Source organism: Shouchella shacheensis, from assembly GCF_001484965.1.
Classification (GTDB): domain Bacteria; phylum Bacillota; class Bacilli; order Bacillales; family Bacillaceae_D; genus Shouchella; species Shouchella shacheensis.
Genome location: NZ_LLYY01000006.1, coordinates 153,291 through 167,669, shown reverse-complemented (window position 1 = coordinate 167,669; position 14,379 = coordinate 153,291). Strand labels below are relative to the sequence as shown.

Genomic DNA, 14,379 nt, shown 5'->3' with positions numbered 1-14,379 from the left:
AGGGATGGGAGGGACCCTTGTGAACAAACAGGTGGAAAATGGGCTGCTCTTTGCATGGATGACGTCTCTGGTTGCCACTCTTGGCTCCCTGTATTTCTCGGAAGTTCGCCAGTTTGAGCCGTGTGCCTTGTGTTGGTATCAACGTATCTTGATGTATCCACTGGTGATCATTTTAGCGATTGGGGTGGTTCGCAAGGACGCAAATGCGGCGATCTATGCGGCCGTCCTTTCGGGAATTGGGTTTTTCATATCCGCGTACCATTACTACGTTCAGAAGATGCCGGCAACGGATGATGACGTATTAGGGTGCGGGACCGTCTCCTGCACGGGTGCTTACATTAATTGGCTAGGGTTCATTACCATTCCTTTTTTGGCGGGTATTGCCTTTATGGTTATTTTTATTGTCAGTATGTACGTCTATAAAAAACGGTAAGGAGTGGAATGCAGCAATGAAAAAACTTGCCATTATTGGCGGAGCAATTGTTGTCGTTTTTATTGCCCTTGTTCTTATTAACAATATCGGTCAAGATCAACAGCTAGCGAATAACGATCAATATGATACCGACGACTTGCAGCAGGCGACGATTGACCAGCTCGACGATCCGAACTATCAAAACATTATCATGCCAGATGAACTTGAGGAGAAACTCGCAAACGGGGAATCTGCGACCGTTTATTTCTTTTCGCCAGTGTGTGAGTTTTGCCGGGCAGCCACGCCGGAGCTCATGGAAGTCGCGGAAGAAGAGGATGTTCATATTGATCAATACAACGTGTATGAATACGACGATGGGCCTCATAACATCACGCATACGCCAACGATTATTCATTTTGAAGACGGCGAAGAAGTTCAGCGTGAAGATGGCAATCTTGGCAAGGAAGGGTACCGACAATTTTTACAAAATGTAGTGAACCAATAAAGAAGAACCCGTCGCTTAGACACGCGACGGGTTTTCGATTTCGCTATTGCTTCTTTGCATACGATGTGCTAAAATTGATTGTCTGAGTACAACGAAGCGCCTTTTGCGCGAACGTGCTTTAAATGAAGCACCGTCTTCTAGTCGGAACCTGGAAGGCGCGTTTGTTAGGGCTGTCTCGATGTAAAAAGCGAGCCGTGTATGCAATCTGGCTTTTTGCATCAAGGCAGCCTTTTTTCCTCGTGTGAACGGGCGTTTCAGTAAATAAAAAAGGAGTTTTTACCACTTGGCAACTTTTGAAGAATTTGGCTTGAATGAAAAAGTCGTTCAGGCAGTCACGAATATGGGCTTTACAGAAGCCACGCCGATCCAAACAGAGACGATTTCACTCGTTCTTGACGGAAGAGACGTTATTGGGCAGGCACAAACAGGAACAGGGAAAACAGGGGCATTTGGCATTCCTCTCATTCATCGTATTGACCAAAGCAACCCAACAGTTCAAGGGCTTGTTATTGCGCCAACACGTGAGTTAGCGAACCAAGTCGACGGAGCCCTCAAACAGTTTGGGCGCGTCAAAGGCGTTCGCACCACCGTTGTCTACGGGGGAGAAGACTTTGGCAAGCAAATCCGTTCGCTTAAACAAAAGCCGCATATCATCGTCGCCACGCCGGGGCGTTTGCTTGACCATATGCGCCGTCATACCATTCGACTTGGAGATGTCTCCACCGTGGTCCTTGATGAGGCAGATGAAATGCTGAACATGGGTTTCATTGAAGACATTGAGACGATTTTGGCCGCTACGCCAGAAGAAACGCGTCAGACGCTCCTTTTCTCGGCGACCATGCCGAGACGCATGGAAGCTCTCGCAAGCAAATTTATGAATGAGCCGACGCGCGTAGCCGTCAAAGCCAAAGAAGTCACGATGGAAAACATCGCGCAGCAAGTCGTGGAAGTGCATGAGAAAGAAAAATTTGATGTCTTTTGCCGTCTTCTTGACTTGGAAACACCAGAGCTTTCCATCGTCTTTGGGCGCACGAAGCGTCGTGTTGATGAGCTTTCAGAAGCGCTCATTAAACGCGGATACCGTGCCGAAGGGCTGCATGGCGACTTGAACCAGGCGAAGCGGAACAGCGTGCTTCGCAAGTTTAAAGAGGGTTTAATTGACGTGCTCGTCGCCACCGATGTGGCTGCACGTGGGCTGGACATCAGTGGCGTCACCCACGTCTTTAACTTTGATTTGCCTCAGGACCCAGAGAGCTACGTACACCGTATCGGACGTACAGGCCGTGCTGGGAAATCAGGCATTGCGATCACACTGGCCACCAAACCAGAGCGAGACCATGTACAATTGATTGAGAAAGTATCGAAAAAGCGTATGACATCGCGGCCAAAACCGACACTTGCGGAGGCGCTTGAAGGTCAAAAGCAGGTCGCTCTTAATGAGCTGCGCGACCTTGCCTCTGACGGAGAGCAATCGGACTACCGCGTCGCGGCGAAAGAGCTGCTTCAAGAAACCGATGCGGTAACGGCTGTTTCTGCAGCGCTCAAGCTCCTAACCAAAGAACCCGATCAAACACCGGTGAAGCTCACAGGCGAAGCACCTCTTCGAGCGAAAAAGCGTCACGGTGGACATTCAGGTGGAGGACGTCGTAGGGACAATCGCCGACCATGGCCGCAGAAGCGCGGTCGTGATGACCGTCGCGGCGGCCAACGTAAATGGACGAATCATTCCAACCGAAGTGGCGCCCGGCGCCCTTCGTAAGACGCAGGAGGCCCTCGTTTCAGCTAACGCTGGACGGGGGTTTTTCTAACTCTGAGGATAGAAGCTCGGGATTTTTTAGTCCTGCCCTGAAACCCAAGATCGGAATTTCTAGTCCAGGCCTTCCAGAATCCTTGCTTCTCAGCAACCCGCCTGCACTTTTCGGGTTGTCCAGCTCTGGCGGGTAGGAGCGTCAAGATTTTTCGTCCTGACCAACTTGCCTCCGCTTTTTCTTCTGATCTGCTGCGGCGCCCACTCGCTCGAGGTTTCTTCACGCCGCCAGATCAAGCCAAGACCGGGCTTGATCCTGCCGTTGCTCCAGAACTTGTCGCTCGTGAGCAGGGCGAACTGCGCTTTTCGGTACTTTGATGGTTTTGGACGAAGGGGGTAAGGATATAAATAGAGGGATAGGCAAGCGCGGAAGAATTTGAGCGGGGGTTTCTATTTTTGCGAGGGAACGCATAGCTTTCTAGAACGTACTTATAGTGGTACCATTTATTTGAACCTAAGGTGTGTGCCGGTGCTTTACAAACTTGAAAGGGTGAGTCAGCTTGAAACGAACAGCAGAGAAAGTTTTGGGAATTATAGGGTTGGTGTTGTTTTTCATTGGGGCGGCGTTAATCGCTTTGTTAGCTGGTGCTATGGGAAATGAAAATTTTCAACAAACATTTGTTGAGGTTATTGAACAGGCAGAGGGATTCGAAGACCCTGAGACGGGTGAAGTTTATAATTCTGAGGAGATTGCTAACGAGGTTGAGGCCGGCTTTGATGAAATGGGGTCCGGGCTCGGGCTTAGCTTGGGCTTATATGCAGGGATCGGCGCATTAGTTGCGATCGCTGGAATTGTAGCTGTCGTTCTCGTTAAGAAAAAGCCAATTGCTGCTGGGGTGATTTTTCTCGTGAGTGCGGTCGTCGCAGGGTTCTTCTTTGCCATTATGATTTTCCCGCTCGTTCCAATTATTCTCTACATCATTGCTGGTATTATGGCTCTCGTCCGCAAGCCGCCGAGAGAACAGATTGCATAGGAAAAAACCGTGCCCCAAGGGGTGCGGTTTTTTTGAAGCTCCCTTGAGACTCTAACTACGAGATTATCTGAAAATTAGGCTGTTAGATTATCTGACATACTTATTGCAGCATCTCACAAAGCGCCGTAAGCTAGTAGAAACAAAACGATGAAGTGAGCCTTCATCCATTTTTAGGGGAGTGTGCGAGATGACGACGCAAGCACCAACACGCGAAAGCCTTTTAGAGACCATTAAAGAGACGGTTGAAAAGAAAAATGTCGAGTTGCTGCATATGCAGTTTGTAGATATTGAGGGGATTCTCAAGCATGTGACCATTACAGCCGAGCAGCTTGACGATGCGGTTGAAGGAAAAACAATGTTCGACGGTTCTTCCGTCACAGGATTTACGCCGATTAACCAATCCGACCTATACCTTGTGCCAGACCTATCCACATTTGCTGTTCTGCCTTGGACAGAAGAAGAAGGCTATTCAGAAGCGCGTTTTCTCTGTAGCGTAAAAAAGCCGAATGGTGATGACTTCGACGGCGACCCGCGCAACATTTTAAAAAAGACCGTTGAAAGAGCCTCAGACAAAGGGTATTCCATCAGCGTAGGGCCTGAGCTTGAATTCTTCCTATTCGACACCGATGAGTTCGGGCGCCCAACGATGCGTACGCAGGATGTCGGTGGGTATTTCGAGCCATCGCCAAAGGATGACGGGGAAAAGGTGCGTTTGGCAATCTACAAAGCGTTGAAAATGATGGGTTTCACTGTTGAAGCATCCCACCATGAAGTGGCCGTAGGGCAGCATGAAATCAACTTCAAGTATGCCGATGCGCTTGGTTCAGCGGATGCGGCAACGACCTATAAATGGGTCGTAAAAACCGTAGCGAAGCAATTTGGACTGCACGCGACCTTTATGCCGAAGCCACTTGGTGGAGAAAATGGAAACGGCATGCACGTCAATATGTCGTTATTTGATAATGAAAAGCAAACCAATAGTTTCTACGATGAGAGCGACCAGCTGGCGCTTTCTAAAACAGCCTATCAATTCATTGCCGGGATGCTTGAGAGTGTGAAGGACTTTGTAGCTGTCACCAATCCGCTTGTAAACTCCTACAAGCGTCTCGTTCCTGGCTACGAAGCGCCTTGCTACATTGCCTGGTCGGCCTCCAACCGCTCCGCTCTTGTGCGTATACCAGCGACTCGTGGCCAAGGGACTCGTGTGGAGATTCGCTGCCCGGACCCGTCAGCGAATCCGTATCTCGCCTTTGCGATTATCGCTTCCGCTGGTCTTGACGGCATCGATAATGAGCTTGAATGCCCGCTATCCACGGACGCAGACATTTTCAGCATGAATGCAGAAGAAATCGACGCTCGTGGCATTGAGAATTTGCCGACGAGTCTTGAAGCGGCCATTGATTGCTTTGAAGCTGGAGAAATTGGAGCGAAGACATTTGGTGAGCATGGCTTTAACGAGTATATCAGCCTGAAGCGCGGGGAGTGGGATGAGTTCCGCACAAGTGTCCACGCCTGGGAAATTGACGCGTATCAAGCGAAATTTTAAGAGAAAAGCGAAAGCGCACAGAGCCCGAGGCTTTGTGCGTTTTTTCGATTTTGGGTGTATGGATAACGATACATATGTGTGTTCGAGCTGCATGCCTTTGACCGCTGTTACTGGGAAAAGATTCAACCAATGAGTCGAGCGCTAGTTTGACACCAATGAACCATTTTCAGGTACAATAGGAAGGTCGATTGGCCTTGAATGCGGCGTCTCAAGCATCCAAGGCCCATTAGTGCTGAAAAGGAGGAAACCATATGCTTTTAAATGCAGTCATTGTCTCCGTGGTCGTCATGACCGTGTTGAGCTTGCTGCGCATTAATGTGGTACTCGCCATCTTGCTTGCAGCGATTAGCGCGGGATTAACTGCGGGTATTCCCCTCACGGATACAATCAATCTGCTTGTCGATGGAATGGGTGGGCAGGCGAATACAGCGCTGAGCTATATCTTGCTCGGAACGTTTGCGGTCATGATTGGGTATTCAGGGATTACGGGGGTTCTTGTCCGTCATATGCTTTCGTTTTTAAAAGGAAAAAAGGGGTTCTTGTTGCTAAGCATTACAGCGGTTGCCTGCCTTTCGCAGAATCTTATCCCTGTGCATATTGCTTTTATCCCTATTCTTATTCCGCCACTGCTCCACTTGTTTGATCAAATGAAGCTTGATCGCCGTGCGGTGGCAACAGGGCTGACGTTTGGCTTGAAAGCTCCGTACATCCTCATTCCAGCAGGCTACGGTCTTATCTTTCAAACGATTATTATTGACGAAATGACAGCAAACGGAATGGACGTGCAGCTCAGTCAGGTTCTTCCGGCAATGGCCCTGCCTGTGGCTGGCATGCTGGTCGGTCTTTTGGTCGCTTTTTTCCTCACGTATCGAAAAGACCGCGAGCTTGTGGGAACGGCAGACAAGCCCCCTTCCCCGGCAGCGGAACCACAAGAGAATGGAAGCTTTCACATTCGTCATGCAATCACAATCGTAGCGATCATTAGTGCTCTCGTTGCTCAGCTTATGTCTGATTCTCTCATTATCGGCGCACTAACAGGCATTGCCTTGATGATTGTTTTTCATGTCGTTCCGTTTAAAAAGATCGACCGTCTCGTCAATGATGGAATTGCAATGATGGGGATGATTGCGTTTGTGATGCTTATTTCTTCCGGCTACGCCAACATCCTAACGGAATCAGGCGCCGTTGAAGAGTTAGTCGATTCAACGGTTGGAATCATCGGCGATAGTCAGGTGATTGCTGTTCTTATTATGCTTTTCATTGGGTTAGTGATTACGATGGGCATTGGCTCTTCCTTTGGAACCATTCCGATTCTTGCGGCGCTGTTTGTTCCGCTAAGTGCAGCCATGGATATGTCCATCCTTGCGACCATTGCCTTGGTGGGGACTTCCGCGGCTCTTGGAGATGCCGGGTCGCCTGCTTCTGACAGCACCCTTGGTCCAACGGCTGGTCTAAACGCAGACGGCCAGCATAATCATATATGGGATACCTGTGTGCCGACGTTTCTGCATTTTAATATCCCACTGATCCTCTTCGGGATGATCGCTGCGCTAACGTTGTAAGTAAAGAACCACCTGAGCGAATTCTGTTCTTAGGTGGTTTCTGTAAAAGTTAGCTTTCCGAGTGATACGCGCCATGCGCCACAGAACCGACATACTCGTTCAAGCGGGAGCCATGCTTAATCGCTGCTGTCACAAAGGCTTTTGCTGTTCGAATGGCTTCCTCGGCCGAAGCACCTTTCGCAAGGGTAGCGGTAATCGCTGCGGCAAAGGTACAGCCGGCGCCGTGCGTGAACGTCGTGTCGATTTCATCCGATTCAAGCAGCGTAAAGGACTCACCGTCATACCACACATCCACTGCATTGGGGTGATCGAGCTTGCTTCCGCCCTTAATAACGACATGGTTCGCACCAAGCTCGTGAACCGTCGCCGCTGCTTGTTTCATTTCGTCCACGGTTTCTACTTTCTGTCCGGAGAGCTGGGAGGCTTCAAATAAGTTTGGCGTCACAATAAACGCTTTTGGAACGAGTACGTCACGAAGGCAGGCGTCCGTCTCGGGATTCAGCGCTTCGTCGGTGCCTTTACAGACCATGACGGGATCGACGACGAGATGTTCTACCCGGTACTCGTCCACTTTTTTAGCGACAAGCTCAATTATCGCAATCGAACCGAGCATTCCCGTTTTAGCCGCATGAACACCGATGCCTTTTAAGACGGTGTCAATCTGTTTGCCGACCAGCATCGGGTCCTGGGGGAACACTTCATGAGCCCAGTTGGAAAACGGGTTTTGTGCCACAATCGTGGTTAGGGCGTTCATCCCATACACGCCTAACTCTTGAAAGGTTTTTAAATCTGCTTGAATGCCTGCACCGCCGCTTGTATCAGAGCCAGCGATCGTCAAAGCTTTATAACGGTCCATGCTGTGAAAACTCCCTTTTTCTCGTAGGTACTACCCATAGTATACAAGAGAACTGGGTAGTGAACAAATGGGCTTCTTCATCGGGGCGACTTTATATAAAAATCAGTGAAGGGATGTGACCGCCTTCGTCGAATTCAACGAGTAGTGAAAAGCCAGAGAAGGTGAGGTGAACGAACCCTAAGGAAGTCGGAATAAAGCAAATAAAGGAATTCTAGCCAAAGCTATAGGCAAATAAAGTCGATGTGTGTATAATGATACGAATTGATACATTCTTATACATTTGGGGGATAGCATTTATGGCGAAGGAATTTACACTAAACCGTTTCCTTATCTTTTTAATCCCGTCTGTAATCGGGATCTTCCTATTCTTAACGCCGCTCACGAATGATGCTGGGGAAGTGACGCTTCCGGTAGCAACGACGGCCGACTGGTTACTCAATCTGCTTGGTGGGGCGGTTGAACCAACGATTGTGGTGATATTGGTTGCATCAGCGATGGTTTCGACAATCGCGACAGTTGTCAAACCAAAGGCCATTGCGGATAGCTCGTTCTGGAACAGCATTTTTATGGTGAGCCCAGTGTGGCTGGTGATCCGCATCCTAGGGGCTGTGTTTGCCATCCTTGTACTCTTTAGTGTTGGGCCGGAGTGGGTCTCGTCTGACTACACGGGCGGCGTACTTCTGTTTGAGCTTTTGCCATTTCTCTTCGCGATTTTTCTATTTGCTGGTTTGTTCTTGCCGCTCTTGCTTAATTTTGGATTGATGGAACTAATGGGAGCGATTCTGCGCAACATCATGCGCCCGCTCTTCCGTCTACCAGGCCGGGCGTCTATTGATACGATCGCCTCATGGATCGGCGATGGTACGGTAGGGATTATGCTTTCTAATCAACAGTATGAGACAGGGAAATACACGCAGCGTGAGTCGGCGATTGTGGCTTCTGCCTTCTCGATTGTCTCGATTACGTTTAGTATCTTCATTCTTGGCGAACTCAATTTATCGCATATGTTTTGGCCCTTCTTCTTAACCGTTTTTGTGGCTGGGGTTGTAGCAGCTTTCATTTTGCCGCGAATCCCCCCGTTGTCGCATAAAGCGAACACATACATTGATGGATCTGAGGGGACAGTTGAGCCAAAGGATCCGCATGTGTTTAAGAATGGGTTTGCAGCTGCCTTAAACCGCGCGGATGAGAGCAGAAGCGTGAAGCCCCATGTGTTAGGTGGAACGAAGAATGTGCTCGACCTCTGGTTCGCCGTCATGCCTGTTGTCATGACGCTAGGAACGCTTGCGGCGATCGTTGCTGAGTATACGCCTGTATTTGAGTACTTAGGGGCCCCGTTTGTCCCGGTCCTAGAATGGATGCAGGTGCCCGAGGCTGATTTAGCAGGACAGACGGTGCTTATTGGTTTTGCGGATATGCTGTTGCCGACCGTTCTTGCGGGTAGTCTTGGGATTACAAGTGAAATAACGCTCTTTATCATTGCGTGTCTTTCCGTTTCACAGCTCATTTATATGTCAGAGACAGGCGGCGTTTTAATTGCCTCCAAAATTCCTGTCTCCTTTTGGGACTGTGCGGTCCTCTTCTTGATTCGAACCATTATTACGCTGCCAATCATCGTGGCGATGGCTCATTTGTTTTATTAAAACGGCTACAGCCGACTTACGGTAACAGTGTAAGTCGGTTTTTCTAGCTTCAAAAGCTCGTGATTTTTCAGTTCTGCCCCTGAAACAGCGGCCAGAACTGTAAGCAAGCCCTCCTGCTAGTAGTCACACGTGTGAAAAAACATGTTAAGCTAAGAGAATAGAAAGAGGGGACAAACCATGTCAATTTTACATAACGATTGGAACGAACTAGTCGGGAACGAGTTTACAAGATCCTACTACTTAGAACTACGTGAATTTCTGAAGCGGGAATTCGAAACAGAGACGGTCTACCCGCCAATGGGCCAGCTCTATGAAGCTTTGCACACCACTTCCTATCAACAAACCAAGGTAGTGATTCTAGGCCAGGACCCGTACCATGGACCGGGGCAGGCGCACGGGCTTAGCTTTTCTGTGAAGCCCAACGTGAACGTTCCTCCTTCGCTTAAGAATATCTACAAAGAACTTGCCGTTGACATTGGCTGCACACCCGTCGACCACGGGTACCTAAAAGCATGGGCCGATCAGGGCGTGCTGTTGCTTAATACCGTCCTTAGTGTTCGCAAAAAACAACCGGGCTCTCATCAAGGGAAAGGGTGGGAGAGGTTCACAAACAAAGTCATTGAGGTATTGAACGAGCGTGAGCAGCCCGTCATTTTTCTACTATGGGGACGGCACGCACAGGCGAAAGAATCCATGATTGATACTTCTCGACACTACGTACTAAAATCCCCCCATCCGAGTCCGTTTTCCGCGAACAAAGGGTTCTTCGGAAGCCGGCCATTTTCGACGATCAACCGCATTTTAGTGAAAATCGAAAGAACACCCATCAACTGGCAATTGCCTATGAAAGCAGAGCTTCCTACCGATGCGGGATAAACTTCTTTTTCTTACCGTTGCCTACGCCTTTGGCTGGCTGTTTCAATCCTTATCGATTCCCGCAGGCTGGCTCATTGGGGCGCTCGTGGCGGGAATGATCTGCTCGTTCTTTGTAAAAAAACTTTATTTTTCAAGCGAACTCTTTACGATTGCTCTCGCGCTCGTTGGGCTAAATATTGGCTTCATGGTGATTCCAGAGGAGCTATGGGCGTACCGTATGCTTTTGCCTGCCTTTGGGTTAACGCTTCTGTTAACGCTTGTCGGCGGGATTCTTCTCGGCAAAATCTTTCGGAAGTGGTCCAAGACCGAAGCCAATACAGCCTTTTTCTGCTGCTTGCCGGGCGGGGCTTCTGAAGTGATTGCCCTTAGTGAGCAGTACGGGGCAGACCAGCGAATTGTGGCGGCGTTTCATACGGCGCGCATTACGTTGTTTGTTTTTACGGTTCCTTTTCTTGTTGGAGTGGGCACAGACACGAGCGGAGCTCTTCCACCTATGAGTCAAAGCATCAGCTCTCAGGCATTGCTTGTTTTTCTTGCCATTGTTGGGGTCGTGCTCACTTTTTGGTTCAGCAAGTATATTCGGTTTCCAGGAGCGCCCATGTTTGCGGCCATCGCTCTTGGATTTGCTTGCCATCAGCTGATTGTTCCAAGTTACGAAATGCCCGGGTATGTGATGGGGAGTGCACAAGTGCTCATTGGTGCCATGATTGGCATGCGTTTTGACCGGGAGACGTTGCGTGAGTTGGCTCGCATTGGCGGACCGAGCCTCGGTTCACTCGGGTTGTACGTCGTGATGAGCGTCGGCCTGGCCTTGATTTTCTTTGCCCTCACCCCGCTCTCCTTTTATACGTCGCTGCTCGCGATCGTGCCTGCCGGAGCTGCAGAGATGGCCTCGACCGCAGCGACCTTACATTTAGACGCCACCGTTGTGGCCACGCTGCAGATGCTGCGCGTGCTTGCCTTGTTTTTAATGCTGCCTTTTCTGATACGCTGGTTTGCGAAGAAGCCGGATGTATTGGGGGAGTGAGGCCTGAGGGTGATAACCAGGCGTCCAACAGATAGAACGTAGAAAGAGGCTGAGCCCCGGGCCAGCCTCTTTTCCCTTTCATCCAAATATGATGTTAGGTAATCTTACACAAGTGTAGAACAATGATGACAACACTTTATAATAAGGCTAACAGTCATTTTGAAAGACGAGGGGGAAGGAATAATGGATGCAATTGAACTAATGGATCATTTATGGCTAACGATTGCGGCCGTGCTCGTCCTGCTCATGCAGGGAGGCTTTATTCTTCTTGAGGCGGGTTCAACACGAATGAAGAATGCTGGGCATATTGCCGGGAAAACCATTTTTACAGTGGGGATCGCCTCACTGATGTTTTGGGCTGTCGGCTATGGGTTTATTTACGGAGAAGGGAATGCTTTTATCGGATTATCGAATTTTTTCTATGGCCATTTTGATGATGGCGTTGGCGCTGTTGACTTCTTCTTCCAGCTTACGTTTGCAGCAATTGCTCTTACAATTGCGTTTGGCGGGTTTGCTGAGCGTGGCAAGCTTGCCGCTTATGCCATTTTTGCCATTCTATTTTCGGCTGCGGTTTATCCGGTGGTCGCCCATTGGATTTGGTCCGATGAAGGCTGGCTCGCGAATCTTGGAAAGCAGGATTTTGCTGGTTCAACCGTTGTTCACTTAACGGGCGCAGCGGGCGCACTTGCAGCAACGATTCTGCTTAAGCCACGCCTCGGGAAATACGGCAAGGATGGCAAGGTCAATGATTTGTTCGGACACAACCAAGTGTTTACGGCTCTCGGTGTTCTCATTCTCTGGGTCGGGTGGTTCGGTTTTAATGCCGGTAGTACAGGCGGCGTTGAAGGGGCATTCTTCGGGTATGTCGCTCTCAATACGCAGCTCGCGGCCGGTGCAGGAACAATCATCGCTCTTTTTGTTATTTGGGCGATTGCCGGGAAAGCGGATGTGCCAACAACGCTTAACGGCACACTCGCAGGACTAGTGGCCATTACCGCCTCCTGTGCGTTCGTTGATCCCTGGGCAGCAGTTGTGATTGGAGCGATTGGCGGAATGATCGTCGTCTTTAGTATGAAGATGTTTGATAAGCTCAAAATTGATGATCCGATTTTTGCTTTAAGCGTTCACGGTATTGCGGGGATCTGGGGAACGATTTCTACAGGGTTTTTTGCCACCCCCGAACTTGCGGCAATGAACGGCGGGGAAGCGGGACTCCTTTACGGAGGCGGTTTTGGTCAGCTTGGTGTTCAAATTCTAAGTGTAGCCGTTTGTGGGCTGTTTGCCTTTATTGCTTCTTATCTTCTTCTTCTCATCACGAAAGGACTGTGCGGAGGGAGCCTGCGTGTCTCTGAAGAGGAAGAAATTCTTGGTCTTGATATGACCGAGCACGGGTCTTATGGCTATCCGGAAACCATGGACCCTCAGGCAAAGAACATACGGACGGGTTCCTAGCGTGAGAGAAGAGCAGTCTCGTACGAAGGCGCTGCATGAAGCACACGAAAGGAAATTGTCCCAAGCCTTTCATCAGGCATTACGACAGATCAAAAAGGAGCGGGGGGAGATTCCCGCTCCGTTTGCCTTTTTTGTTATGGGTAGTGCCGGACGGATGGAGCAAATGCAGGAAAGTGATCAAGATCATGGACTCGTTTATCAAGGGGAAGAGGCGCGCTGTCAGAGGTACTTCCTCTCGCTTGGTGAGGAAATCGTGAGAAGGTTAGAGAGAGAAGGGTATGCGCGTTGCGAGGGTGGAGTGATGGCTTCTAAAAATAGGTGGTGCAAATCCAAAAAGGCGTGGCATGGGCAATTGGAACGTTGGATGGAGGATGATTCATTTGAGAACATCCGCCATACGCTTACCTTTTTTGATGCGAGGACGGTGTACGGCGAAGAAGAGTTAGTTTTTGAGTTGAAGGCCGAAGTATTTTCAGCGATTCGCAAAAAGAACACGCTCATGCGTCGCTTTGCAGATAATACTGGTCGTCTCCCTAAAGGCCAGAACCTCTTCGGGCAGCTGCTCGTGAAGCAGGCAGGGGAACATCAAGGGACACTAAGTGTGAAGCAGCAGTTGCTCTTTCCTTTCGTAAACGGCCTGCGCCTCATCGCGCTAAAAGAACAAATGGTCAGTGCTCCAACGTTGGAGCGGTTTCGAGCTCTGCCGCGAAAATATGCAGAGATTCAGGCGTATGAGTCCACTTTTCAGGAACTGCTGGAAAAAAGAATGGAATGGGCGGAGCGGCAAACGACCTACAGCGAGGTTCACAATGTCTATCCCGACCAACTCTCCAAAAGTGATCGGCAGCGAATCAAACGTTGGATGAAAGAAGGTAGGAACCTGTACGAAGTTATTGATCAAGTGATTAAGGCAGGCGAGTCGCGATGATGAATCAAATGATGCACTATATGCGTCAACTTTCAAGCCGGCTGCATCCCAGTGCATCTGCGTCCACCCCGGAAAATGCTGCGCAGCTGGCTCGGCTTCGGAAGTATCAAAAGGAAGCGCAGGCGGATGTGCTCGGGGTGTCGTTTGCCAAGTTGCCGGTCGTTGTCTTTGATTTCGAGACGAGCGGCTTTTACCCAGATCAAGGGGATACAATCCTCTCTATCGGTGCGGTGAAAGTGACTGGCTCCACCGTCCATCGTGAACACTTTTATCAAACCATCCGCTCGAAAAAGGAACCACCTCCTGCAATCCTCTCGCTCACAGGTCTGACCAAGGAGGAGCTTGATGATTCCGAGCCTCTTGAGGAAGTGCTGCTCGCGTTTTACGATTTCATTGGCAGTGCCACGCTTGTCGCGCATCATGCCTCGCACGAGAAGCGTTTTTTGCGCCATGCGACCTGGCAGGAATTAGGTCGAACCTTCACGCACCGTCTTGTCGACACCACTTTTTTAACATCGATCACGGCGAGCAATCGGAAGTGCCAGACACTTGAGGAATGGTGTGAAGCCTACAACATCCCCGTCACCCAACGCCATCACGCGCTTGCGGATGCACGAATGACGGCCAAACTTTGGGCCACACATGTGACCAAGGCCGAGCACGGCGGGTATACGTGTCTGCATGATATTTATAAAGAGCTTGCTCTGAGGAGATAGCGTGACGGTATGTGAGACACATGCGGTCACGCTATTTCACCTCTACAATTATTCTTCCTCGATCAAGCACGCCAT

Annotated in this window: 13 protein-coding genes; 12 read left to right on the top strand and 1 reads right to left on the bottom strand. The window is 49.7% G+C overall.

The genetic code is table 11. From position 1 onward, the window contains the following. Nucleotides 1-19: 19 nt before the first annotated feature. The 6 genes from AVZ68_RS09025 to AVZ68_RS09000 all read left to right on the top strand — a co-directional run bounded on the left by AVZ68_RS09025 (nt 20) and on the right by AVZ68_RS09000 (nt 6,806). On the top strand, nt 20-433 hold the full coding sequence (locus AVZ68_RS09025; protein WP_059104251.1) for a disulfide oxidoreductase: 414 nt from the start codon (nt 20-22) through the stop codon (nt 431-433). A gap of 16 nt (nt 434-449) precedes the next feature. Further along, nucleotides 450-917, top strand: a complete 468-nt coding sequence (locus AVZ68_RS09020) for a thioredoxin family protein (RefSeq protein ID WP_059104211.1) — start codon at nt 450-452, stop codon at nt 915-917. A 283-nt stretch (nt 918-1,200) separates the two neighbouring features. Beyond that, nucleotides 1,201-2,676 (top strand): degradosome RNA helicase CshA, encoded by a 1,476-nt coding sequence (gene cshA / locus AVZ68_RS09015; RefSeq protein ID WP_059104210.1) that lies wholly within the window; start codon nt 1,201-1,203, stop codon nt 2,674-2,676. Nucleotides 2,677-3,224: 548 nt separating this feature from the next. Next, a complete protein-coding gene (locus tag AVZ68_RS09010; RefSeq protein ID WP_059104209.1) occupies nt 3,225-3,698 on the top strand; it encodes a DUF4064 domain-containing protein in 474 nt (157 codons plus the stop codon). A 187-nt stretch (nt 3,699-3,885) separates the two neighbouring features. Continuing rightward, the gene (gene glnA, locus AVZ68_RS09005; protein WP_059104208.1) at nt 3,886-5,244 is read left to right on the top strand and encodes a type I glutamate--ammonia ligase; all 1,359 of its coding nucleotides are present in this window, start codon (nt 3,886-3,888) and stop codon (nt 5,242-5,244) included. Between the two features lie 251 nt (nt 5,245-5,495). Continuing rightward, a complete protein-coding gene (locus AVZ68_RS09000; protein ID WP_059104207.1) occupies nt 5,496-6,806 on the top strand; it encodes a Na+/H+ antiporter family protein in 1,311 nt (436 codons plus the stop codon). A gap of 49 nt (nt 6,807-6,855) precedes the next feature. Here the strand turns inward: AVZ68_RS09000 and pdxK are convergent, their stop codons facing one another. Continuing rightward, a complete protein-coding gene (gene pdxK, locus AVZ68_RS08995) occupies nt 6,856-7,662 on the bottom strand; it encodes a pyridoxine/pyridoxal/pyridoxamine kinase (protein ID WP_059104206.1) in 807 nt (268 codons plus the stop codon). Between the two features lie 296 nt (nt 7,663-7,958). Here pdxK and AVZ68_RS08990 point away from each other — a divergent pair, with 296 nt between their 5' ends. The 6 genes from AVZ68_RS08990 to AVZ68_RS08965 all read left to right on the top strand — a co-directional run bounded on the left by AVZ68_RS08990 (nt 7,959) and on the right by AVZ68_RS08965 (nt 14,304). Beyond that, on the top strand, nt 7,959-9,305 hold the full coding sequence (locus AVZ68_RS08990) for a YjiH family protein (RefSeq protein WP_059104205.1): 1,347 nt from the start codon (nt 7,959-7,961) through the stop codon (nt 9,303-9,305). A 177-nt stretch (nt 9,306-9,482) separates the two neighbouring features. Further along, nucleotides 9,483-10,181: a uracil-DNA glycosylase gene (locus AVZ68_RS08985; protein ID WP_059104204.1), complete on the top strand. Its 699-nt coding sequence runs from the start codon at nt 9,483-9,485 to the stop codon at nt 10,179-10,181. After that, nucleotides 10,171-11,208 carry an AbrB family transcriptional regulator gene (locus tag AVZ68_RS08980; RefSeq protein ID WP_059104203.1) on the top strand — a complete coding sequence of 346 codons (1,038 nt, stop codon included), beginning with the start codon at nt 10,171-10,173 and terminating at the stop codon, nt 11,206-11,208. Before AVZ68_RS08985 ends, AVZ68_RS08980 begins: the two co-directional genes overlap by 11 nt. A gap of 183 nt (nt 11,209-11,391) precedes the next feature. Further along, complete coding sequence (locus AVZ68_RS08975) at nt 11,392-12,660, top strand: ammonium transporter (protein WP_059104202.1); 1,269 nt, start codon at nt 11,392-11,394, stop codon at nt 12,658-12,660. Between the two features lies 1 nt (nt 12,661). After that, a complete protein-coding gene (locus AVZ68_RS08970; RefSeq protein ID WP_059104201.1) occupies nt 12,662-13,588 on the top strand; it encodes a DUF294 nucleotidyltransferase-like domain-containing protein in 927 nt (308 codons plus the stop codon). Next, entirely contained in the window at nt 13,585-14,304 is a 720-nt protein-coding gene (locus tag AVZ68_RS08965) for an exonuclease domain-containing protein (protein WP_059104200.1), read from the top strand. Before AVZ68_RS08970 ends, AVZ68_RS08965 begins: the two co-directional genes overlap by 4 nt. Nucleotides 14,305-14,379 lie beyond the last annotated feature (75 nt).